At 71.7% G+C, this 20,204-nt stretch carries 21 protein-coding genes; 12 read left to right on the plus strand and 9 right to left on the minus strand.

The genetic code is table 11. The features are described from left to right. Window positions 1-8 precede the first annotated feature (8 nt). Window positions 9-599, plus strand: coding sequence for a rhomboid family intramembrane serine protease (locus tag AC07EG_RS02440; RefSeq protein ID WP_478251152.1), 591 nt, complete (start codon window positions 9-11; stop codon window positions 597-599). On the opposite strand, the gene AC07EG_RS02445 is transcribed toward AC07EG_RS02440, so the two are convergent. Then, window positions 596-3,682, minus strand: a complete 3,087-nt coding sequence (locus AC07EG_RS02445; protein ID WP_478251153.1) for an amidohydrolase family protein — start codon at window positions 3,680-3,682, stop codon at window positions 596-598. The two genes, AC07EG_RS02440 and AC07EG_RS02445, sit on opposite strands and share 4 nt — an antisense overlap. Before the next feature lie 124 nt (window positions 3,683-3,806). Here AC07EG_RS02445 and AC07EG_RS02450 point away from each other — a divergent pair, with 124 nt between their 5' ends. From AC07EG_RS02450 to AC07EG_RS02460, 3 genes are read left to right on the plus strand one after another with little or no spacing between them, the layout of a single operon-like run. After that, on the plus strand, window positions 3,807-4,457 hold the full coding sequence (locus AC07EG_RS02450; RefSeq protein WP_478251154.1) for a rhomboid family protein: 651 nt from the start codon (window positions 3,807-3,809) through the stop codon (window positions 4,455-4,457). Continuing rightward, window positions 4,454-5,254, plus strand: a complete 801-nt coding sequence (murI, locus tag AC07EG_RS02455) for a glutamate racemase (RefSeq protein ID WP_478251155.1) — start codon at window positions 4,454-4,456, stop codon at window positions 5,252-5,254. Before AC07EG_RS02450 ends, murI begins: the two co-directional genes overlap by 4 nt. A gap of 26 nt (window positions 5,255-5,280) precedes the next feature. Then, window positions 5,281-6,048 (plus strand): MBL fold metallo-hydrolase, encoded by a 768-nt coding sequence (locus AC07EG_RS02460; protein ID WP_478251156.1) that lies wholly within the window; start codon window positions 5,281-5,283, stop codon window positions 6,046-6,048. Here AC07EG_RS02460 and AC07EG_RS02465 read toward each other — a convergent pair. After that, window positions 6,036-6,863, minus strand: a complete 828-nt coding sequence (locus AC07EG_RS02465) for a hypothetical protein (protein WP_478251157.1) — start codon at window positions 6,861-6,863, stop codon at window positions 6,036-6,038. The two genes, AC07EG_RS02460 and AC07EG_RS02465, sit on opposite strands and share 13 nt — an antisense overlap. A gap of 90 nt (window positions 6,864-6,953) precedes the next feature. Between AC07EG_RS02465 and rph the strand changes: the two genes are divergently transcribed. Beyond that, on the plus strand, window positions 6,954-7,727 hold the full coding sequence (gene rph / locus AC07EG_RS02470) for a ribonuclease PH (protein WP_478251158.1): 774 nt from the start codon (window positions 6,954-6,956) through the stop codon (window positions 7,725-7,727). Next, window positions 7,724-8,332 (plus strand): RdgB/HAM1 family non-canonical purine NTP pyrophosphatase, encoded by a 609-nt coding sequence (gene rdgB / locus AC07EG_RS02475; RefSeq protein ID WP_478251159.1) that lies wholly within the window; start codon window positions 7,724-7,726, stop codon window positions 8,330-8,332. The genes rph and rdgB overlap by 4 nt, the downstream gene beginning before the upstream one ends. Here the strand turns inward: rdgB and AC07EG_RS02480 are convergent. The 5 genes from AC07EG_RS02480 to AC07EG_RS02500 all read right to left on the minus strand — a co-directional run bounded on the left by AC07EG_RS02480 (window position 8,319) and on the right by AC07EG_RS02500 (window position 13,235). Further along, complete coding sequence (locus AC07EG_RS02480; protein WP_478251160.1) at window positions 8,319-11,354, minus strand: NACHT domain-containing protein; 3,036 nt, start codon at window positions 11,352-11,354, stop codon at window positions 8,319-8,321. The genes rdgB and AC07EG_RS02480 overlap by 14 nt on opposite strands. A gap of 1 nt (window position 11,355) precedes the next feature. Beyond that, window positions 11,356-11,835 carry a thioredoxin-dependent thiol peroxidase gene (gene bcp / locus AC07EG_RS02485; protein ID WP_478251161.1) on the minus strand — a complete coding sequence of 160 codons (480 nt, stop codon included), beginning with the start codon at window positions 11,833-11,835 and terminating at the stop codon, window positions 11,356-11,358. Between the two features lie 30 nt (window positions 11,836-11,865). Then, entirely contained in the window at window positions 11,866-12,399 is a 534-nt protein-coding gene (locus AC07EG_RS02490) for a hypothetical protein (RefSeq protein WP_478251162.1), read from the minus strand. A 219-nt stretch (window positions 12,400-12,618) separates the two neighbouring features. Continuing rightward, window positions 12,619-12,801, minus strand: coding sequence for a hypothetical protein (locus AC07EG_RS02495; protein WP_478251163.1), 183 nt, complete (start codon window positions 12,799-12,801; stop codon window positions 12,619-12,621). 26 nt (window positions 12,802-12,827) lie between these two features. Next, window positions 12,828-13,235 carry a winged helix-turn-helix transcriptional regulator gene (locus tag AC07EG_RS02500; RefSeq protein WP_478251164.1) on the minus strand — a complete coding sequence of 136 codons (408 nt, stop codon included), beginning with the start codon at window positions 13,233-13,235 and terminating at the stop codon, window positions 12,828-12,830. A gap of 116 nt (window positions 13,236-13,351) precedes the next feature. Between AC07EG_RS02500 and AC07EG_RS02505 the strand changes: the two genes are divergently transcribed. Together AC07EG_RS02505 and AC07EG_RS02510 are read left to right on the plus strand one after the other, a co-directional pair. Further along, entirely contained in the window at window positions 13,352-14,773 is a 1,422-nt protein-coding gene (locus AC07EG_RS02505; protein WP_478251165.1) for an MFS transporter, read from the plus strand. Between the two features lie 97 nt (window positions 14,774-14,870). After that, complete coding sequence (locus AC07EG_RS02510) at window positions 14,871-15,839, plus strand: glycoside hydrolase family 25 protein (RefSeq protein WP_478251167.1); 969 nt, start codon at window positions 14,871-14,873, stop codon at window positions 15,837-15,839. Between the two features lie 91 nt (window positions 15,840-15,930). On the opposite strand, the gene AC07EG_RS02515 is transcribed toward AC07EG_RS02510, so the two are convergent. Beyond that, complete coding sequence (locus AC07EG_RS02515; protein ID WP_478251168.1) at window positions 15,931-16,437, minus strand: DinB family protein; 507 nt, start codon at window positions 16,435-16,437, stop codon at window positions 15,931-15,933. 538 nt (window positions 16,438-16,975) lie between these two features. Between AC07EG_RS02515 and AC07EG_RS02520 the strand changes: the two genes are divergently transcribed. The 4 genes from AC07EG_RS02520 (at window position 16,976) to AC07EG_RS02535 (ending at window position 19,387) form a co-directional block, all read left to right on the plus strand. Further along, complete coding sequence (locus AC07EG_RS02520; protein WP_478251169.1) at window positions 16,976-17,284, plus strand: hypothetical protein; 309 nt, start codon at window positions 16,976-16,978, stop codon at window positions 17,282-17,284. Window positions 17,285-17,431: 147 nt separating this feature from the next. After that, window positions 17,432-17,662, plus strand: a complete 231-nt coding sequence (locus AC07EG_RS02525; RefSeq protein ID WP_478251170.1) for a DUF397 domain-containing protein — start codon at window positions 17,432-17,434, stop codon at window positions 17,660-17,662. A 19-nt stretch (window positions 17,663-17,681) separates the two neighbouring features. After that, a complete protein-coding gene (locus tag AC07EG_RS02530; RefSeq protein ID WP_478251172.1) occupies window positions 17,682-18,530 on the plus strand; it encodes a helix-turn-helix domain-containing protein in 849 nt (282 codons plus the stop codon). After that, on the plus strand, window positions 18,527-19,387 hold the full coding sequence (locus AC07EG_RS02535) for an SAM-dependent methyltransferase (RefSeq protein ID WP_478251173.1): 861 nt from the start codon (window positions 18,527-18,529) through the stop codon (window positions 19,385-19,387). The genes AC07EG_RS02530 and AC07EG_RS02535 overlap by 4 nt, the downstream gene beginning before the upstream one ends. Here AC07EG_RS02535 and AC07EG_RS02540 read toward each other — a convergent pair. Further along, window positions 19,384-20,166, minus strand: a complete 783-nt coding sequence (locus AC07EG_RS02540; protein ID WP_478251174.1) for an alpha/beta fold hydrolase — start codon at window positions 20,164-20,166, stop codon at window positions 19,384-19,386. The two genes, AC07EG_RS02535 and AC07EG_RS02540, sit on opposite strands and share 4 nt — an antisense overlap. Between the last annotated feature and the right edge of the window lie 38 nt (window positions 20,167-20,204).

A 20,204-nucleotide genomic window follows, 5' to 3' on the forward strand; every position in this document is an offset into this window, starting at 1 on the left:
TCGGCGCCGTGGAACTCGAGCCGGCCAAACGGATCCTGCCGCCAAAACCACTGCTGTCCGTCGCGGTGGTCACCGGCTTCGTCGGGCTGCTCTGGGTGATCGAGGCCGTCGACACCGTGCTCGCGCACCCCTTCGACGACGACGGCATCTGGCCGCGCACCATCGAGCAGTGGGACGGCCTGATCTGGGCCCCGCTGCTGCACTACGGCTGGGACCACCTCGCGGCGAACTCGGTGCCGCTGCTGGTGCTCGGCCTGCTCGCCACCTCCGGCGGCCTGCGGCAGTTCTCCGGCGTGGTCACCACCATCTGGCTGGCCGCCGGCTTCGGCACCTTCCTGATCGGCAGCGAAGGCGTGCACGCCGGTGCCTCCGGACTGGTCTTCGGCCTGCTCACCTTCCTGCTCGTGCGCGGCCTGTTCGCCCGCAGCCCCCTGCAGATCCTGATCGCCGTCGTGGTCTTCCTGCTCTACGGCTACGCGTTGTGGGGCGTGCTCCCCGCCGACCCCGGCGTTTCCTGGGAGGGACACCTGTGCGGGGCGATCGGCGGCGTTCTCGCGGCCTGGATGGTGGGGCAGTCGCTCAAGCCCGCGACCGGTTAGACGCCGCAGCAGACGTGTTCGGACCACTCCGGCCGGTGCCACCAGTGCGCGGTCGAGGTGTTGGCGGGCAGCACCGGGTTCGTCACCTCCCCGCGACCCGGTGACCGGAACGGTGCCAGCAACTCGTCCACCACCGACGACCGGCCACCCACGAACACCCGCCGGACCGCCGCAGCCGCGCGGATGTCCGCGAGCGGATTGCCCTCGACCAGCGAGATGTCCGCGTACGCACCACGCCGCAGTTCCCCGATCCGCCCGGCGAGCCCGAGCCAGCGCGCCGGGTTCCGCGTCGCGGTCACCAGCGCTTCGTACGGCGTGAAGCCGAATTCGACCATCGCACGCAGGTTCTGGTGCAGCGAGATCGCGATGCTGTCGAGCGGGGTGTCCGTGCCGCAGATGACGAACCCGCCACCGCGGTGCACCCGCAGCACCATGTCCACGTTGCCCGCCAGCAGGTCGCGCACGTGGGCGTTCTCCGGTTTGCCCGCGGCTTCGGCGTCGGCCACCAGCCGGTCGTACTCCCACTGCGGGAACAGCACCTTCGTCCGCTCGTCCTGCACCAGCGACTTGTCCCCGGCGTAGAGCGCCTTGGAGTTGAACAACGTCGGGGTCAGCGACATGCCCGAGCGCACGAACAGCTCGACCGCGTCCTGGTACGCCCGCCCGGTCCGGCTGACCGTGTGCGAGTAACCGAGCCGGTTCGTCGCGCCGGTGTGCTCCATCCCGTCCATGCCGATGTTCGCCGCCGGGAACAGGTAGTGCGAGGTCAGCGGAACGCCCGCCCGGTGCGCGGCCTCGACGGCTTCGCGCTGCAGGTGCACCGGCAGCCGCACGTAGGTCTTGATCAGGTCGTAGCCGAGGGAGACCGCCCGGTCCAGCTCCAGCCGCAGCTGCTCGGACGACAGCGTCGGCCGCATGAAGTTGTAGTAGACGCGTGAACCGTCGATGGCCTCACCGGTGCCGAAGAACCGCGGCCCGAGGCGGGCCCCGGATTCGAGCGCCTCCCTGGTTTCGAGCATCTGGTACACCGGGTCGCCGGGCGAACGGGTGGTGGTGACGCCGTAGGACAACCACAGCCTGCCCTGCCGATCACCCCAGTGCCTGCCGCGCAGGTGCCAGTGGTTGTGCGCGTCGATCAGGCCGGGCATGGCGACCAGCCCGGCGGCGTCCACGTCGGCGGTGCCCGTGCCACCCCCGTGCGGCCGGATGTCCGCGATCCGCCCGTGCTCCACCACGATGTCGACGTTCTCGCGCAGCTTCTCGGCGGTGCCGTCCCACAACCCGCCGACGTGGATGATCGTGCGGTCCGCCGGTTTCGGGCGCCGCCAGCTGAAATCGAGGCGGATCGTGCGCGGTTTCCCGCCGGCCACGGCGATCCGGCGCAGTTCGCCCTTGCAGAGGTAGACCAGCGTGCCGTTGTCCAGCCAGGCCAGCGAATCGGTGACCTCGCGGGTGACCTGCTCCGGCTCGCCGAGGAAGGTGCCCTTGCCGTCGACCGGCACCACCCACGCGGTGCTCTCCACGGTGAACGCCAGGCGCTTGCCGTCCGGCGAGAACAGCGGGCCGTCGTCACCGCGGGTGGCCAGCGAGCGGAACGGCATCGGCTCGGTGTAGGTCAGCTCGCCGCCGTCCACCGGCACGGTGAGGATCTGGCTGGTGCCCTCGCGGAACCGCTTGGAGAACGGCTTCACCGCGGCCAGCGCGATCGTGCTGCCGTCGGCCGACCAGCTCGGCCTGCCCGGCATGAACAGCGCCGGGGTCAGCTGCCGGACCGCCTTGGTGGCCACGTCCAGCGTCCACAGCGCGCCGTCCTGGTCGGTGTAGGCGATCCGGCTGCCGTCCGGGGACCAGCGCGGTGCGACCTGGGCGCCGGGCAACGCGGTGAGCACCGTGTCCGCCCCGGACGCCAGGTCGCGCAGCCACAGGTCGGCCGTGCCGAGCCGGTCGCTGGCGTAGACGAGCTTCGTGCCGTCGGGTGAGAAGTCCGGGTCGGAGCTGAAGTACTGGCCGGAGGTGAGCCGCTGCGGTTTGCCACCACCCGAGGGCACCAGGTACAGCGCGTTCAGCGCGCGGAACGCGAGTTGCCTGCCGTCCGGCGAGACCACCGGACTGGCGATCCCGCGCACCGGCTGGGGTGCCGGTGAATCGAGGTCCCGCACGCGGTGCCGGTATTCGCGCCGCGCGATCGGCACCACCGCCTCGAACGGGATGTCCGCAGTGGACGATCCGGAACGGCGGCGGATGCGCCCGTCCGCCGTGTAGAGCACACCGTCGCCGGACCAGCCGGCGGCGAAGCCGAACACGTCCTCGCCCCGGGTCAGCTGCTGGTCGCCGAGCATCAGATCGGCGGTCGCCCCACGCAGCAGCAGGTAACTCGGGGTCCGGTCGTCGGGCCCGAACGCGGGCCCGTACAGCTTGCCGCCCGCCGGGGCCTTCAGCACCGTGGTGCGGGCTCCGGTGGCCACGGTGAGCACGTCGATGGCGGTTTCGTCGACGGTGAACAACACCCGCTGCCCGTCCCGCGACCAGCGGGGCGCGGCCTCCTCGGCCGGGGTGCCGGTCAGCGCTTCGACCGCGCCGGACGCCGGGTCGAGCAGCCAGATGCCGTAGCTGCCACCGCGGTCGCTGCTGAACACGATCCGCTCGCCGTCCGGGGAGAACACCGGCTCGCGGTGGTCGAACGGGCCGTCGGTGAGCCGGCGCGGCCTGCCCCCGGCGGTGTCCAGCGAATACAGGTGGAAGTTGCCGTCGCGGTACGCCTGGAACACCAGCGACCGGCCGTCCGGCGACCACGACGGCAGCGTGGCGTCCTGCAGGTCGTCGGTGAGCCGCCGGGCCCGGCCCCCGGCCGCGGGCAGCAGCCAGATCCCGGTGACCAGGTCGAGCGCCAGCGTGCTGCCGTCGGGCGACGGTGCGACGGAGAAGTTGGTGCCTTCGCGCAGCCGCACCCCGGAGGGACCGCCGACGTCCGGCTCGGCCACCGCCGTGCCCGCCCCGGCGAGCGGTTCGGCCACGCCCAGTCCGGCGGCGACCAGGCCGCTGCGCAGGAACACCTGACGGCGGGACAGGCTTTCGGGTGACATCCCCACCACCTCCCCGGGGAACTATGCCGGGGCGCGCACCCGTCGTCCAGCGCCGGTTCCCCGATTCCGACATCAGGGATTTCTCCCGAGGCGGGGCCGGGAAACGGCGTTTAGCCTGGAATTCGTGAGCACACTTCCAGCGCAACCCAACGGCGGCGGCACGCCGGCCACCGATCCGGCGAAGCGCGTGCTGCCGGCCAAGCCGAAGGCCGCGGCGCTGCTCGCGCTGGGCTTCGTCGCCCTGCTCTACCTGGTCGAACTGGTCGACGTCGTCCTCCCGGCCGACCTGGACCACGGCGGTATCCAGTCGAGAACGCTGGAGGGGCTCGACGGCATCGCCTGGGCACCCGCGCTGCACGCCGGCTGGGGCCACCTGTTCGCCAACACCATCCCGGTGCTGGTCTTCTCCTTCCTGGCGATGGCGGGCGGGATCGGCCGCTTCCTGGTGGTCACCGGCATCATCTGGGTGGTCGGCGGGCTCGGCGTGTGGCTGGTCGGCCCCGGTGATGCGGTCACCGTCGGCGCCTCCGGGCTGGCCTTCGGCTGGCTGGCCTTCCTGCTGGTGCGCGGGCTGTTCAACCGCAGCTGGCCGCAGCTGGGGGTGGCGCTGGCGCTGCTGGCCGTCTGGGGCGGGATGATCTGGGGCGTGCTGCCGACCGACCCGCGGGTCTCCTGGCAGGGGCACCTGTTCGGGGCGCTCGCCGGGGTGCTGGCGGCCTGGGTGATCAGCCGCGGGCGGGCGGCCGAGCCCGCCACCGGTAATCTCGGGGGGTGACCCGAGCCCAGGCCCCGATCGGCGTGTTCGACTCCGGCGTCGGCGGGCTGACGGTGGCCAGGGCGATCGTCGACCAGCTGCCGGGTGAGCAGCTCCGGTACGTCGGCGACACCGCGCACAACCCGTACGGCCCGCTGCCGATCGCGCGGGCGCGGGAGCTGGCCCTGGCCGCGCTGGACGACCTGGTCGACAGCGGGGTCAAGGCACTGGTGATCGCCTGCAACACCGCCTCGGCCGCCTGCCTGCGCGACGCGCGCGAGCGGTACGACGTGCCGGTGGTCGAAGTGGTGCTCCCGGCCGTGCGGCGCGCGGTCGCCGCCACGCACTCCGGGCGCATCGGCGTGATCGGCACCGAGGGCACCATCCGCTCCCGCGCCTACGAAGACGCCTTCGCCGCAGCCAGGGACGTCGAGGTGACCAGCGTCGCGTGCCCGCGGTTCGTCGACTTCGTCGAACGCGGGGTGACCTCCGGGCGCCAGGTGCTCGGCCTGGCCCAGGGCTACCTCGACCCGCTGCTGCGGGCGGGGGTCGACACCCTGGTGCTCGGCTGCACCCACTACCCGCTGCTCACCGGCGTGCTGCAGATCGTGATGGGCCAGGAGGTCACCCTGGTCTCCAGCGCCGAGGAGACGGCCAAGGACGTGGTCCGCGTGCTCACCGAGCTGGACCTGCTGGCCGAGGCGGGACCGCCGCCCCGGCACGAGTTCACCGCCACCGGCTCCGCCGAACCGTTCACCCGGCTGGCGCAGCGATTCATGGGATTCACCCCGGGTGTGTTCTCGGCCATGAGCGGTTAGGGGGTCCACGTGGCAGAGTGCCGGGGGTGCGACTGACGATCCTCGGCTGCTCGGGCAGCATCCCCGGGCCGAACCGCGCCGCCTCCGGATACCTGCTGGAAGCCGACGGCTTCGTGCTCGGCGTGGAACTGGGCAACGGCACGCTCGCACAGCTGCAGGTCGCCCGCGACCCGTTCGACCTCGACGCGCTGGTGCTCTCGCACCTGCACCCCGATCACTGCGCGGACGTCAGCGCGCTGACCGTGCTGCGCCGCTACCACCCCGAGCTGCCCTACGACCGGCGCCCGGCGAAGCTCCCGCTCTACGGCCCGCCGGACACCGCGGTGCGGCTGGCCAACGCCTACGCACCCGACGCGGTGGAGCTGGCCGAGACCGATCTGTCCGACGTGTACGACTTCCGCGAGCTGGTGCCCGGCCGGCTGCGCCTCGGCCCGTTCGAGGTGGACGTGGCCGAGGTCGACCACCCGACCCCGGCGTTCGGGCTGCGCGTGCGGCACGGCGGCCGGACGCTGGTCTACACCGGGGACACCGGCCCGTGCGACGCGCTGGCCGAACTCGCCGCGGACGCCGACGTGCTGCTCAGCGAAGCTTCGTGGACGGACGCGCCGGACCGGCCCGCCGGGGTGCACCTGTCCGGCAGGCAGGCCGGGGCACTGGCCCGGCACGCCGGGGCCCGCAGGCTGCTGCTCACCCACGTCGCGCCCTGGACCGATCGAGAAGCCGTGCTGGCCGAGGCGCGGCTGGAGTTCGGCGCGGCCGAACTGGTGGAGCAGGGCGAGGTCTACGAGGTCTGACGGCCGCCGACGTCGGCGAGGTAGTCGTCGAACAGCTCGGCGAAGTAGGCGCTCGCCAGCCGGAGCATGCTCAGCGCGCCGCCGCCGACGTCGAACTCGGCCAGGTCGTAGGCGAGTTCGGCACCCTTGCGCGACGGGGTTTCGTTGGTCACGTCGGTGAACCAGTCGAGGAAGGTGAGCTGCTGCGGTGACCCGGGCACCCCGCCGGGGGAGAGCAGGTCCAGCAGCGGCGGCCGGTTCCGCAGCACCCAGCGGTAGAACTCGGAGTAGGCGAAGAACCGCTCCTCCTCGGCGCTCGCGGGCACGCCGTGCACCTGTTCGGCGAGCCGCACGCCGTGCTCGGTGGACGCCTGCTCGGCCAGGCTCCACGCGCGGTCGTGCGCGGCGCGGCCGGTCAGCTGCCCGTTCCGCAGCTCGGTCAGGTACTCCGCCCACAACGCCGAGCCCGGGTTGCCGAAGGTGTCGGTGCCCCAGCCGGACGCGATGGCCAGCCCGCGCTCGATGCCCTCCACGATGCCCGCGTCCACATAGGACACCCAGCTGCCCGGGGCGCCCATCCCGCGGTCGCGGAAGAAACCGATGATGCCTTCGATGTTGCGCCAGCGCGGCGCGTAGCCGGGCAGCAGTTCGGCGGCGGGCCCGGCGGACATTTCGCGGACGAAGTCCAGCCGCTCGGGCATGCTCATCAGGTTGATGTCCTCGGCGGTGCACTCGAGCGTGGCGGTGCAGTCCTGCGCGACGGCCACGGCGGGTGCCGCACCGCCGATCAGCAGGGCGCTCAGCAGGGTGAGCAGGACGGTGCGGACCCGGTTCATCGGACCTCCCCGGTGAGTTCGGTGCCCGCAGACGGTAATCGCGTGCGCACCGGTCAACAAGTACCCGGGAGGGCGTTCTAGAGTGCACGGGTGGCGAGAAAAGACGGCAGGAACGACGACCAGCTCCGCGAAGTCAAGATCACCCGCGGCTTCCAGCAGTGGCCGGCCGGCTCGGTGCTCATCGAGTTCGGCGGCACCAGGGTGCTGTGCGCGGCCAGCGTGAACGAGGGCGTGCCGAGGTGGCGGGCCGGTTCCGGGCTCGGCTGGATCACCGCCGAGTACGCGATGCTGCCCTCGGCCACGAACACCCGCAGCGACCGCGAATCGGTCAAGGGCCGGGTCGGCGGCCGCACGCACGAGATCAGCCGCCTGATCGGGCGGTCCCTGCGGGCCTGCATCGACCTGGCCGCGCTCGGCGAGAACACCATCATGATCGACTGCGACGTGATTCAGGCCGACGGCGGTACCCGGACCGCGGCGATCACCGGCGGTTACGTGGCGCTGGCCGACGCGATCACCTGGCTGGGCGCGGCGGGCAGGCTGGCCGACCCGCAGCCGCTGGCCACGTCGGTGGCCGCGGTCAGCGTCGGTGTCGTCGACGGCCGCGTGCGGCTGGACCTGCCGTACGAGGAGGATTCGCGGGCCGAAGTGGACATGAACGTGGTGGCCACCGACGCGGGCACGCTGATCGAGGTGCAGGGCACCGGCGAGGGCGCCACCTTCCAGCGGTCCACTTTGGACACCATGCTGGACTTCGCGCTGGCCGGCTGCGCGCAGCTGGTGGAGAAGCAGAAGGAGGCGCTGGCGCTGCCGTACCCCGGTGAGCTGCCGGAGCCGAAGCCGGACAAGAAGGCGAAGAAGTGACCGAGCTGCTGGTGGCCTCCCGCAACGCCAAGAAGCTCGGGGAACTGCGCCGGATCCTGGCCGCGGAGGGGCTCGGCGGCATCGAGGTGGTCGGCCTCGGTGACGTGCCGGAGTTCCCGGAAGCGCCGGAAACCGGGGCGACCTTCGAGGAGAACGCGCTCGCCAAGGCCCGCGACGCGGCGGCGGCCACCGGCCTGCCCTCGGTGGCCGACGACTCGGGCCTGGCGGTCGACGCGCTGAACGGCATGCCGGGGGTGCTCTCGGCCCGCTGGTCCGGCGGCCACGGTGACGACCAGGCCAACCTGGACCTGGTGCTGGCGCAGCTGTCCGACACCCCGGACGAGCGCCGGGGTGCGGCGTTCGTCTGCACCGCCGCACTGGTGGTCCCGGGCGGGGAGGAGGTCGTGGTCCGCGGTGAGTGGCGGGGCACGCTGCTCCGGGCGGAACGCGGCACCAACGGCTTCGGCTACGACCCGATCTTCGTGCCGGACGGCGAATCGCGGACCTCGGCGGAGCTGGAACCGTCCGAAAAGGACGCCCAGTCACACCGGGGGCGGGCGCTGCGGGCGCTGCTGCCCCACCTGCGGGCGCTCAGCAGATCCTGACCTTCCCGGTCAGCGAGGAGCGGTCCACCGGTACCTCCGGGTTCAAGAACAGCACCTCGCGCACCCCGGCGAGCGCGCTGAGGTCCGTCCCGCCGTAGTTCTGCAGGATCACCTGCCCCAGCGGCAGCCCGCGGAGCGGCGAGAGGTCGGCCACGCCGACCGGCCTGATGTTGATCCGGCCCAGCCCGGGGAAGGTGGTGGGCACGGCGGCCAGTTCCGGTTCCTGGTCGAACAGCGCCACGCTCTGCAGGCCGGGCAGCGGGGTGGTCGCGGCCAGCGTGGCGCCGGAGTACTTGACCAGCACCAGGCTGCGCAGCTCCGGCAGGTCGTGCAGGGCGTTCAGCTCCGGCAGGGTGCCGGTGTCGTCCAGGCTCAGCCAGCGCAGCCGCGGGGTGTGCCGGAGGAAGCCGAGATCGGGCCACGGCTCGGTCTGGCTGAGCCCGAGTTCGACGAGCGCGGGCAGGTCGGCCAGCACATCCAGGCCGGTGAAGTGCTGCGCGCGGTAGACCCGCAGCCGCCACAGCTCCGGGTAGTCGCGCAGCGGGCCGAGGTCCATCGGGCGTTGCGGGTCGCCGAAGAACATCAGGTCGTCGAGGAACGGCAGCTCACCCAACTCGCCGAGGTCCTCGGGTGGATCGGCGTAGATCGAAAGCGACTTCAGGTGCCGTAGCCGGTTGGCGAACGGCAGGCAGTCCAGGGAGCGCACGACCAGCCAGCCATTCCGCAGCGGCGCCTCGGCGAGCACTTCGGCGGCGTACCGCTCGGGATCGAAGAACTGCCAGCCGTGCTGCAGTTCTTCCTGCACCCCCTCGCGCGGGTCTTTGGCGTAACCGGCGAGCAACCGCAGGGCGGTGGGGTCCCCGGTCAGGGTCGCCGTCCGGACCGTGGCCGCCGCTTTGGCGTCCGACAGCTCCGAAAGGTCCGTCGGCAGGTGCTTCAGCAGGCGGTGCCCGACCGCGGCCAGTGAAGCCGTCTCGCGGGAGTCCCGCGGGGGCACCAGCTTCCGCAGCGCCTCGTCCACCCGGGCGTGCGTCGCGGGAGCGATGTCCTGCACGGTTTCCAGGCAGGCCGCCGCCAGCAGGCGGAGGCGGCGGGTGTGGCGGCGTTCGGCGGCGGCCCGGTCCAGCAGGCCGTCAACCAGCTCACCCGCCTGCCGCGCGGTGGCGTGCCCGCAGGCCATCACCACGGTCTCCCGCCAGGTGTCCAGGTGCGCGTGCGCCAGCAGCGTCGGCAGGTGGTGCTGCTGCACGGCTTCGTCGGCCGCCAGGTACTCCTGGAAGGTCCGGTGCACGAAGTCGACCCGGCCCGGCACCGGTTCCCGCAGCACCCCGCTGCGTTCGAGCAGGTGCGCCAGCAGCGCCTCCGGTTCGGTGGTCACGTTCGGCATCGCGGGCAGCTTCGCGGCCAGGTGCCGCAGGGCGTCGTCCCTGGCCAGTTCGACGCGGTTCGCCAGGGTCAGCCGCCACGCCAGGTCCCGCAGCACCACCCGCTTCTCGGCGTCGGCCAGCACGGCGGTGATGCCGCGCTCGGCGTCCCGCAGGTGCAGCAGCATCGCCAGGGCCTTGGCGTAGAGGTCCATCCGGCTGGTCGGCAGGCTCGCGCGGTGGGCCAGGTTCAGCGCGCACAACATGGCGCACAGCAGCGGGGTCGCGGCCAGCTCACGCAGGTGCGGGCGTTCCAGCTGGGCGATCAGCCGCCGGTGCGCGGTGGCCACGTCGGCCCGGACACCGGCGGATTCGGCGGCGTCGTGCCAGTGCCGCAGGAAGGCGCGCACGGTCGCCGGGCCCATCGGGTCCAGCGCCACCGCGCGGAAGTCCTCTTCGGACAACCAGGCGTGGTCGGCCGCCGCCGGGCGGGCGGTGACCACCACCTTCACCCCCGGATAGGCGTCGAGCAGCTCACGCAGCCAGCCCTTCACCTCCCGGCGACGGGCCGCCGGCACCTCGTCCACGCCGTCGACCAGCAGGATCGCGCCGGAGTGCAGCACCCGGTGCACCCAGCCCTCCGGCATCAACCCGGCGATCGCGCTCGCGCCGTGCGCCACGAACTCCTCCGGCGCGGGCAGCCTGCCACCCGCGAAGGTGCGCAACCGCACCACGAACGGCACCAGGCCGTTCCAGCCGCTCAGCTCACCACCGAACTCGCACCGCGCCGCCGTCACCGCCAGCCAGTGCAGCAGCGTGGTCTTGCCCGAACCCGCCTCTCCCCGCAGCAGCGTGCGCCCGGTGTGGCCGACGGCCCACTCCACCGGCACCTCACCCCGCCACGGCTCGTCGTCCGGCTCCTCCGGCACCGGGACCGAGACCCGCAGGCTCAGGTAGGCCACGGTGAGCGGCAGGCGCGGCTGCTCGTCGACGGGCAGGCCGAGCAGTTCCAGCCGGTCCAGCGACTTCGCCAGCGCACGCAGGTAGGTGTGCCGGAACTCGGTGTCGTGATCGGTGCCGCGCGGGGCGAGCAGGGTGGTCACCGGGGCACGGGTGAGCAGCTCCTCCAGCCTGCTCAGCCGGCTGAGCACCTCGGCCAGCGCGGCGGGCTGGAACGCGGGCAGGTACCGCACCACCTGCACCAGGTGGCGGCAGGACTGGTCGAGCGCGAACTCGTACAGCGGCCACGCCCGCTCGGCGAGCGCCACCTCGGCAGGCCGGTCCGCGAACTGCGTCCGCACGCGGCGCGCCAGCGCCTCCGGGTCCGCGTCGTCGGCCAGCAGCGCCTCGTCGGAGAGGTCGGCCTGCCGGAGCACGTCGGTCACCGCCAGCACGGCGGCTGCCACCTCGTTCTCCGGCAACGCGGCGAACCGGCTGTCCAGCACCGGCGCCAGCTGCTCGGCGACCAGCGTCTCCACCCGGTCGACGAGGTGGTCCAGGTTGCGGCGCCGGAGCGGCCCACCCAGCTCCTGCTCGGCCAGCTCGGCCAGGCTCGCCGACCGGTCGAACTTCGCCCTGCGGCGCTGGAGCCAGAACCTGGCGGCGTGCTGGGCGACCGAACCGCCCAGCTTCAGCGCCGCGGCTTCCAGGCCCGCCACGTCAGGCGTGGACGCCGAGGTCCCTGCTCAGCTTCGCCACGTGACCGGTGGCGCGGACGTTGTACAGCGCGTTGGCGATCTTGCCGTCGGGGTCGACCACGAAGGTGGACCGGATCACGCCCTGCACCACGCGGCCGTAGTTCTTCTTCTCGCCGAACGCGGCCCACTCGGTGAGCACGGTCTTGCCGGGGTCGGCCAGCAGCGGGAAGGTCAGCGCCTCGGCCTCGGCGAACTTCGCCAGCTTCTCCGGCTTGTCCGGGGAGATGCCGAGCACCTGGTAACCGGCACCGTTGAGCTCGCCGAGGTTGTCCCGGAAGTCGCAGGCCTGCTTGGTGCAGCCGGGTGTGCCGGCGGCGGGGTAGAAGTACACGATCACGTGCTGCCCGCGGAAGTCCGACAGCGAAACCGGGTTGCCCGCGCTGTCGGGCAGGGTGAAGTCGGGGGCCGCGTCGCCGGGGGAAAGCCGCTGCTGCTCGGTCATGCCCGGAGGTTACCGGGTGCGGGGCGGGGCTCAGGCCTGGCCGGTGTACAACGCCGTCGCCTGGCTCTCCGGTCCCGGTCGCACGGACATCTGCAGGGTGACCGGGTCGGCCGGCATGGCGAAGGCGAAGTTCAGCCGTACGTTCCGGCCCGGCTCGATGTCCTTCGCGGCGTCGACGATGCCGGTGAAGCCCTGCGCCGAGTCGACCACCTGCTTGGCGGCCTCCCCGGAGACGGTGGCCGAGGCCGAGAAGCTGGACAGGCGGTACGGCTGCTTGCCGTCGTTGGTCAGGTTGACCTCGAACGCCACGGCCCGCGCGCACCGCGGATAGGCGGTCTCGCTGGGCTGGAACGTCCTGGGCGTGGAGACCAGCACGACCAGGCCGTCGGGGAAGCGGAACTCGCGGCCGAAGTCGACCCGGTTCTCGGCGGGCACCATGGCCTGGTGGGCGGCCTGCCCGGGGCTGGGCAGGGTCATCGCCGAATTGGCGTCCACCCCGGCTGCCCCGCAGCCCGCCGTGGCCAGCAGCCCGCAGGCGAGCAGCAGGGGTCCTAGCGAGCGCACTGGCCCTTCTCCCTCTTCCCGGTCCGGATGCTGGCGATGGTCCGTTCGGCGTAGGTACTTCGGCCGACGCGCTCCACTCTCTACGTACCGTGCGGTACGCGCGAGCCAACTGGGGGTGTTGACGCGGAGCTGACGTCGGCCCGTGGCCGATCCGTGACCGATTCTGCACGGCGAGTGACAGTCGTCACGCAAGTGTCAGTGTTCCGCACGCGGTCCACTTCAGGTCGCGAGCGCGAAGAAGAGCACGAACACGGCCAGCCCCGCCAGCCACACCACGACCAGCCAGCCGAAATCCCGCCACGGGTTGACCGGCCGGGCCTCCTCGCCCGGCACGTAGACCCCCCGCGCCTCGAACCAGTCGGCCCACGCGCCCAGCCAGCGGAACGGGTTCTTCGCGGGCACGCGCTCACCTCCTGGTCGCCACCACCTTAGCTGGCGGTCGCTTCGGCGGGCTCCGCCGCGTCGTAGCGTTCACGGGCCGCTGAAATGGTCTCGCGGTGGCGCTCGGCCCACTTCGTCAGCCCGCGCAGCGAGTCGTACAGCTCCAGCGCCATTTCGGTGGAGGTGTACTCCACCTTCGGCGGCACGGTCGGGTAGACGGTCCGGAGCAGCAGGCCGTCGCGTTCGAGGTTGCGCAGGGTGAGCGTGAGCATGCGACGGCTGATGCCCTTGACCTTGCGCTCCAGCTCGGTGAAGCGCACCGGCCCGTGCGACGCCTCCAGCAGGATGCCGATGGCCCACTTGCCGCTCACCCGCTGCAGGGCTTCGAGCACCGTGCAGACCTCACCCGAACCGGCGCCGAGCCGCGCGGGCACACCGGTGTTCCCCAGGGACATGAAAGTGCCTCCTTCCGCGAAGGCCAATGGTCACACATGATGGTCGCTGTAACAAGAAGTGCCCTGGCGCTGACCAGGCAAATTCCGTGAATTCCACATTCTCGAGGGGATGGACCATGCCCGAAAACGGTGGGTCGAGGTGGCTCGCGCTGAGCGTGCTCAGCGCGGCCACGCTGGTGGTGGTGCTCGACGGCTCGGTGGTCACCATCGCGCTGCCGTGGATCCAGCGCGATCTCGGCTTCACCCAGGCCGGCCTGGCCTGGGTGGTCAACGCCTACCTGATCGCCTTCGCCGGTTCGCTGCTGCTGGCCGGGCGCCTCGGCGACCTGCTCGGCAGGCGGCGGATCTTCCTGCTCGGCATGGTGGGGTTCACCGCGGCCTCGCTGCTGTGCGGGCTCGCCGCGGACCGGGCGGCGCTCGTGGTCTTCCGGTTCCTGCAGGGCGCCGGTGGGGCGATGGCGTCGGCGGTGGTGCTCGGCATGATCGTCACGCTGTTCCCGGAACCGGGGGTGCGGGCGAAGGCGATCGGGGTGTACAGCTTCGTGCAGGCCGGTGGCTCGTCGATCGGGCTGATCGCCGGTGGGGTGCTGACCCAGGGGCTCAGCTGGAACTGGGCGTTCTTCGTCAACCTGCCGATCGGGGTGGCCGCGATCGCGCTGACCTGGCGGCTGGTGGCCCGCGACCGCGGTCCCGGCTTCGGCGCGGGTGCCGACCTGGCCGGGGCCGGGCTGGTCACCGGCGGGCTGATGCTCTTGGTCTACACCATCGTGCAGGCGGAGGAACACCGGTGGGGCAGTGCCAGAAGCCTTGTCCTGCTGGCGGTTTCGCTGGTGCTGCTGGCGGGTTTCGTGCTGCGGCAGGCCAAAGCGGCGAAGCCGTTGCTGCCGCTGCGGTTGTTCCGGGTCCGGGCGGTGGCCGGGGCGAACGCGGTGATGGTGCTGATGGTGGCCGGGTTGTTCGGTTTCCAGTTCATCACCGCGCTCTACCTGCAACGGGTGCTGGGCCTGGACGCGCTGTGGACCGGGCTGGCGTTCCTGCCCGCCCCGGTGACCATCGCGGTGTTCTCCCTCGGCTTCGCCGCCCGGCTGGCCGAGCGGTTCGGCGCGCGGCGCGTGCTCGTCGGCGGACTGGTGCTGGTGGCCGGCTCGCTGGCGTGGCTGGCCAGGGTGCCGGCGGCCGGGGTGTACACAGTGGACGTTCTGCCGGTGCTGGTGCTGATGGGCGCCGGCTTCGGCTCGGCCATGCCCGCGTTGATGGGCCAGGCGATGTCCGGTGCCACGGCGGGTGATTCCGGGATCGCCTCCGGGCTGATCAACACCACCCAGCAGGTCGGCGCCGCGCTCGGCACCGCCGTGCTGGCGACGGCGGCGACCACCCGCAGCGCCGGACTGCTCGGGGCCGGCGTGGCCGAGAAGACCGCGCTGACGGCGGGTTTTCAGTTGTCGTACGGATTGAGCGCCGGCTTCGTGGCGATCGCGGCGGTGCTCGCCGCCGCCTTCTTCCGCCACTCGGCCGAACGGGTGCACGCGGTGCGGTGAAACCGCCCGGAGCGGGTTCACCGCGCTACGATCGTCGGAATTCCGTGCCGCGGCACGGTCTACACGGCTCGCCGGCGAACCGCATGGGAGCACGAAGATGGTCCTGTTCGGCCTCGACATCAGCCACCACCAGGGTGGCAACCCCAACCTGCACCAGGCGCGGGCGGAGGGCGTCGAATTCGTCATCTGCAAGGCGACGGAGAGTTCCGGCTTCGTCGACTCCCGCTTCCACGCCAACATCGCCAGGGCGCAGAGCGCCGGGCTGCTGGTCGCCGCCTACCACTACCAGCGCGCCGGGGTGTCCGCCGCGGCCCAGGTGGACAACGTGCGGCGGGTGGTGCCGCCCGGCATGCCGGTGATCCCCGACGTGGAGGGCAACAGCGGCAGCGCCGGGTTGACCAGGGAGATCGTGAACCTGTTGCGGGCGGCGGGCCATCCCGTTCCGCTGACCTACCTCCCGCGCTGGTACTGGCAGCAGCTCGGCTCGCCGTCGCTGGCCGGCCTGCCGCCGCTGTGGTCCTCGCGCTACCCCGACAACGCGCAGGGCTCCATCGCCGAGGAGTACGCCGACGTGCCCGCGCACTACTGGAACGGTTACGGCGGCCTGGGCGTGGCGCTGCTGCAGTTCTCCAGTTCCGGTCGCGTGGCCGGGTACGCGCCGCTGGACCTCAACGCCTTCCGCGGCACCAGGCAGGAGTTCGCCGCCCTGCTCGGCGGGGGAGCGCCGCCGGGCACAGATCCGACCATCGAGGAGGAGAGCCACATGGAGCTGGGTCCGGGAAGCACCGTGAGCAGAACGCTGGTCTGCCCAGCGACCCCCGCGGATCTGGTGATCAGCCTCGGTTTTGTCTCGTTCACCGTGCACCACATCAAGTTCTTCGGCCCGACGCCGGAAACCGGGCACGCCGAACTCGCCTCCTACGGCGAACAGGTGGTCGACCCGGCGCGGCCCTACGTCAAGCCGGTCCCGCAGGGCGCGATGACCGCGGAGGTGCTCTACAGCCTGGCGCCCGCGGCCGACGGCACGCCGCAGCACACGGCGGTGGCGGCGTTTCGGGCGCGTTGAGCCTTGTCGCGTTGAGCCTTGTCGCGTTGAGCGGAGCTCGCTGAAGGACCGCTGCGGCGCACCACCGTCGTGGCGGTTCCGGGTGTCGGGGTTACTGCGCTGAGCGCAAGAGGCGGAGTTGCCCGATTTCGGCGGTGTTCTTCATCAGCTCCGCGTTGGCCCACGCGAGCAGGTGCGCCACGGTCTTGTCCGGGTCGTCCGGCCAGGGGAAGGTGGCCCGCTGATCGAGGTCGGCCTCGGCGAGTATGGTGGTCCACTCCGCACGCAGACCACGCAGCCAGTCGACGGTGGGCTGACCGGGGCCCGGCCAGGTGATGTCGTCGCGTTCACGCGCGGGGCGGCCGCGCAGGTGGTCGATGGCCACCGACCACCACCAGCCCAGGTGCCAGGTGACCCAGCCCAGCGTCGGCACCGGGATGGGTGACGGCTCGGTTTCGGCGAAGTCCGGCACCCAGCCGCGCTCCGGGTCGGGGTGCATGGTCCAGTGGTGGGCGGCCGGGACCCAGTCGAAGTCGGCTGGGTCGAGTTCGGCGAGGTGCAGTTCGAGCAGGGACCAGGTCAGCTCGAACTGCCAGCTGAGCAGTTCGGTTCGGGACACCGGCGGATCCTGGCACACCGCCGCCCGGGCGGGAAACCGGTTATTCCGTCAAATGCACTAGCTCCTGCACGTGCATCTGCGTGTGCAAGATCCGCCGAGTTGTGGCATCATGGGCGCACGACCGAACCCGGGCCACCGCCCGCCGTCGATTTCCTGCCGTTCGGCGCAGGACGGCGGCGAGTGCCGGAAAAATGCTGCACGCATTAACGTGCGTATTGGTCCTGCGCATTCTGCGTGAATTGCGGCTGAGCATCCCCGTTAGTGGTGGCCAGTGCGGCCACGCTGCGTACTTGCCGTGTGCTCATCACTCGATCGAAGTACGCCGAATATTCTCTGAATGATCTTCCGCCAGGTGGTTGGCCATTTTCGCCCGGGTTGCTGCGGGCAATAAGTGTTGTGTGTAAAAATGCTGGGGATCTTACGAGCGTAACTTCGGGTTGTTGAATATTCGAATGCTTCGGAGATCTGGAAGGGCGTGGCTCCCACTGCCCGGGAACCACGCCCGTTGCACACCAGCGATACTCACTAGGAGCACAACTTGACCATCGTAGAGCCCGCGGGTCCGGAGGTGCCGGACCGGGAGCCCGTCGTTCCCCCCGATCGTGCGGCCGGCCGGCACCGGCGGCCACCGCGGTCCTGGCCCGAACTCGCCGCCGAGGTGCTCGGCGGCTGGGCCATCACCCTGCGCGTCGCCCTGCTGGCCGCCGTGGTGTTCGGCGGATTCGGCGTGGCCCTCTTCGGCGCCTCCGCCGGAGCGGGCATTTCCGGCTCGGTGCTCGCGGCGGCGATCGTGCTGGCCTGCCTGCGGCGGCGGGAACCACCCGGGCCCGAGGGGCCCGCCGAGTGACCACCCGCGGCGCCGGGCCGCCGGCTCGGCGCCGCTCTTCCCCGATGGAGTGAGAAATGGCGGATGCGGCTTGTGCCCCGAATATTCGCTGCACATTCTGGCCTGGAGTGTTCGAGCTTGTGGCAAGGCGAGCGATGAGGGGGACTCATGCAGACCTACGACCCGGAGTCGATCGGCGACCGGTTCGCCCCGGCGGACTGGCAGCGCCCGGCTGCCTGCGGTCCGAACGGCGCCAACTGCGTCGAAGTGAACCTGGCCGACCGGGGACTGGTCGGCCTGCGCGACGGCAAACTGCCCGATTCGCCGGTGCTGGTGTTCGACGCCGGGGAATGGGCGCGTTTTGTCGCGTCGGTGCGCGCCGGTCAGTTCGGCGGCTGAGCCCCGGAATGAGCCGGTGATGAGCCCGGCCGATTCGGTGCACACGCGCCGCCGCCGGCTCGGTGCGCGGATCCGGGCGGCGCGCCGGGCCGCCGGGGTGACGCAGGCGGAGGTGGTGGCCGTGCTCGGGTGCAGCCAGCCGACCGTCACCAAGATCGAGAACGGCACCACCACGATCTCCGCGGAGAACCTGGGCAAGCTGATCGAATTCCTGCGCGTGGACGCGGCCACCGCGGCGGAAATGCGGGAGCTCAACGAGGTCAACTCCGCGTCCCGGATGCGGTCCGGCCGCCGCCGCGCCGGGCCCGCCTGGTTCGGCGACCTCCCGGAACTGGAGCAGCGGGCGACCGAGATCCGGTCGTGGACCGGGGAACGCATACCCGGCCTGCTGCAGTCGGACCAGTACATGCTGGCCCAGTTCCAGGCCGCGGGCTGCCCGAACGTGGACGACCTGGTGGCCGCGCGCAAGGACCGGCAGTGCCTGTTCGACCGGCCGGGCCGCCGCGAGTTCCTGCTCAGCGAATCCGCGCTGAACCGGTTGTGCGCCACGGAAAACCCGCTGATGGCGCTGGACGAGGTGCAGCACCTGCTCAAGTGCGGTGAACTGCCCGGCGTGGGCGTGCGGATCGTGCGGTACCCGGCGGCGCTCTACCTCGACCCGGATTTCACCGTGCTGCACCTGCCCGGCGAGGGCGACGTGGTCTACGTCGAGCACGTGAGCGGAAAACTGTTGCTGCACCAGGAAAAGCACCTCAAGCAGTACCGGGAGGCGTGGGCCGCGCTGGACGAGATCGCGTTGTCAACGGAACGGTCGGCCCGGTACCTGGAGACCGTCGGCCACCGGCTGGAACTGGGGGTGCCCCGATGAGCGAACCGTTCCCCCCGCCCGGTGTCGACCTCGACCACCCCAGCGTCGCGCGGGTCTACGACTACTACCTCGGCGGCACCACGAACTGGGCGGTCGACCGCCGGTTCGCCGAGCAGGTGCTCGCCGAGTTCCCGGTGGTGCGCGGCATCGCCAGGGCGAACCGGTTGTTCCTGCACCGCGTCGTGCGGTACCTCGTCCGCCGCGGCGTCACGCAGTTCCTCGACATCGGTTCCGGCGTGCCGACGATGGGGCACGCGCACCAGGTCGCCGACGACCTCGCGCCCGGCCGCACCAGGGTGGTGTACGCCGACTACGAACCGGTCGCGGTCGCGCATTCGAAAGCCCTGCTGAGCGAGCACGGCGATCCGCGGCGGCACGCCGTCGTCCACGCCGACCTGCGTGACCCCGGCCGGTTGTGGTCGGCGATCGGCGAAACCGGGGTGGTCGACCTGTCGCGGCCGGTGGCGTTGCTGCTGATCGCCGTGCTGCACGTCCAGCAGCCGCCCGCCGGCGGCACGGGCGACGACCTCGGGCCGTCGGTGGTCGCCCGGTTCCGCGAACTGCTGCCACCGGAGTCGTACCTGGCGATTTCGCACATCACCGACGAAGGCGTGCCGCCCGGGTACGGCGAGAAGCTCGTCCGGCTGAAACAGCGGTACGACCGGGGCAGCAGTCCGGTGCTCTGGCGACCGCGGCGGGAGATCGAGGCGTTGTTCGGCGACTTCCGGCTGGAGCCACCCGGGCTCACCTGGACGCCGGACTGGCACCCGGAGGAAACCGGCGCGGGCGGCCCGGTGGTGGAGTTCGGGCGGTCGAGCGAATCGGCGATCCTGGCCGGGGTCGCGCGCAAGCGTTAGGCGAGGAATTCGCGCAGGAGCGCGGTGAGTTCGCCGGGGGCGTCCTCCGGCAGGAAGTGCCCGGCACCGGGCACGGCGGTGAACCGGGCCCCGGGAATGGCTTCGGCCAGTTTCCGCCCGGTTTCCACGGGCAGCCACCGGTCTTCCGCGCCCCACAGCACGCTCACCGGCACCCTGAGCTCCGCGAGTGCGGCGACCACCGGTTCGGTGTCGTCCTCGTCGAACCCGAGGACGTGGTCCAGGTAGCGGTCGCGACCGGCTTCCCCGGCGAAGCGGTCGAGGTAGGCGCCGGGGTCTTCGAGCGGTTTCGCCGAGGCGGTCCGCAGGTGGGCGGCGACGAGCTCCCCGAACACGTGGACGGGCATGGTGCGGTAGACCGGGTCGTGCTGCTGCATGTGCTGGGCGACCGGGGTGAGCCACGGGTGCAGCACGGCGGCGTCGAGCAGGGCGATGCGCTCGGCGGGAACGCCGTGGAGCAGGTGCGCGCGCAACACGGTGCCGCCGCCGATGTCGTGGCCGATGAGCGCGGGGCGGTCGAGGCCCCAGTGGTCGATGAGTTCCGCGAGGGTTTTCGCGTGCAGGGCGACGGAGGGGTGCTCGCCCTCGGAGTCGCCGTAGGTGGGCAGGTCCCAGAGGTGGACGGTGTGCGTCTCGGCCAGTGCCGGGGCGATCTTGCGCCAGAGGAAGGACCAGGTGGGGGTGCCGTGGGTGAGCACCACCGGCGGGCCGTCGCCGAGCACCCGGGTGGCGATCCGGCCGGCTTCGGTGGGAACCTGCATCACGCTCTCCTGTCATGGTTAAACTGGTCTTGTAAGCC

The sequence above is a fragment of the Amycolatopsis sp. NPDC045836 genome (assembly GCF_056431745.1).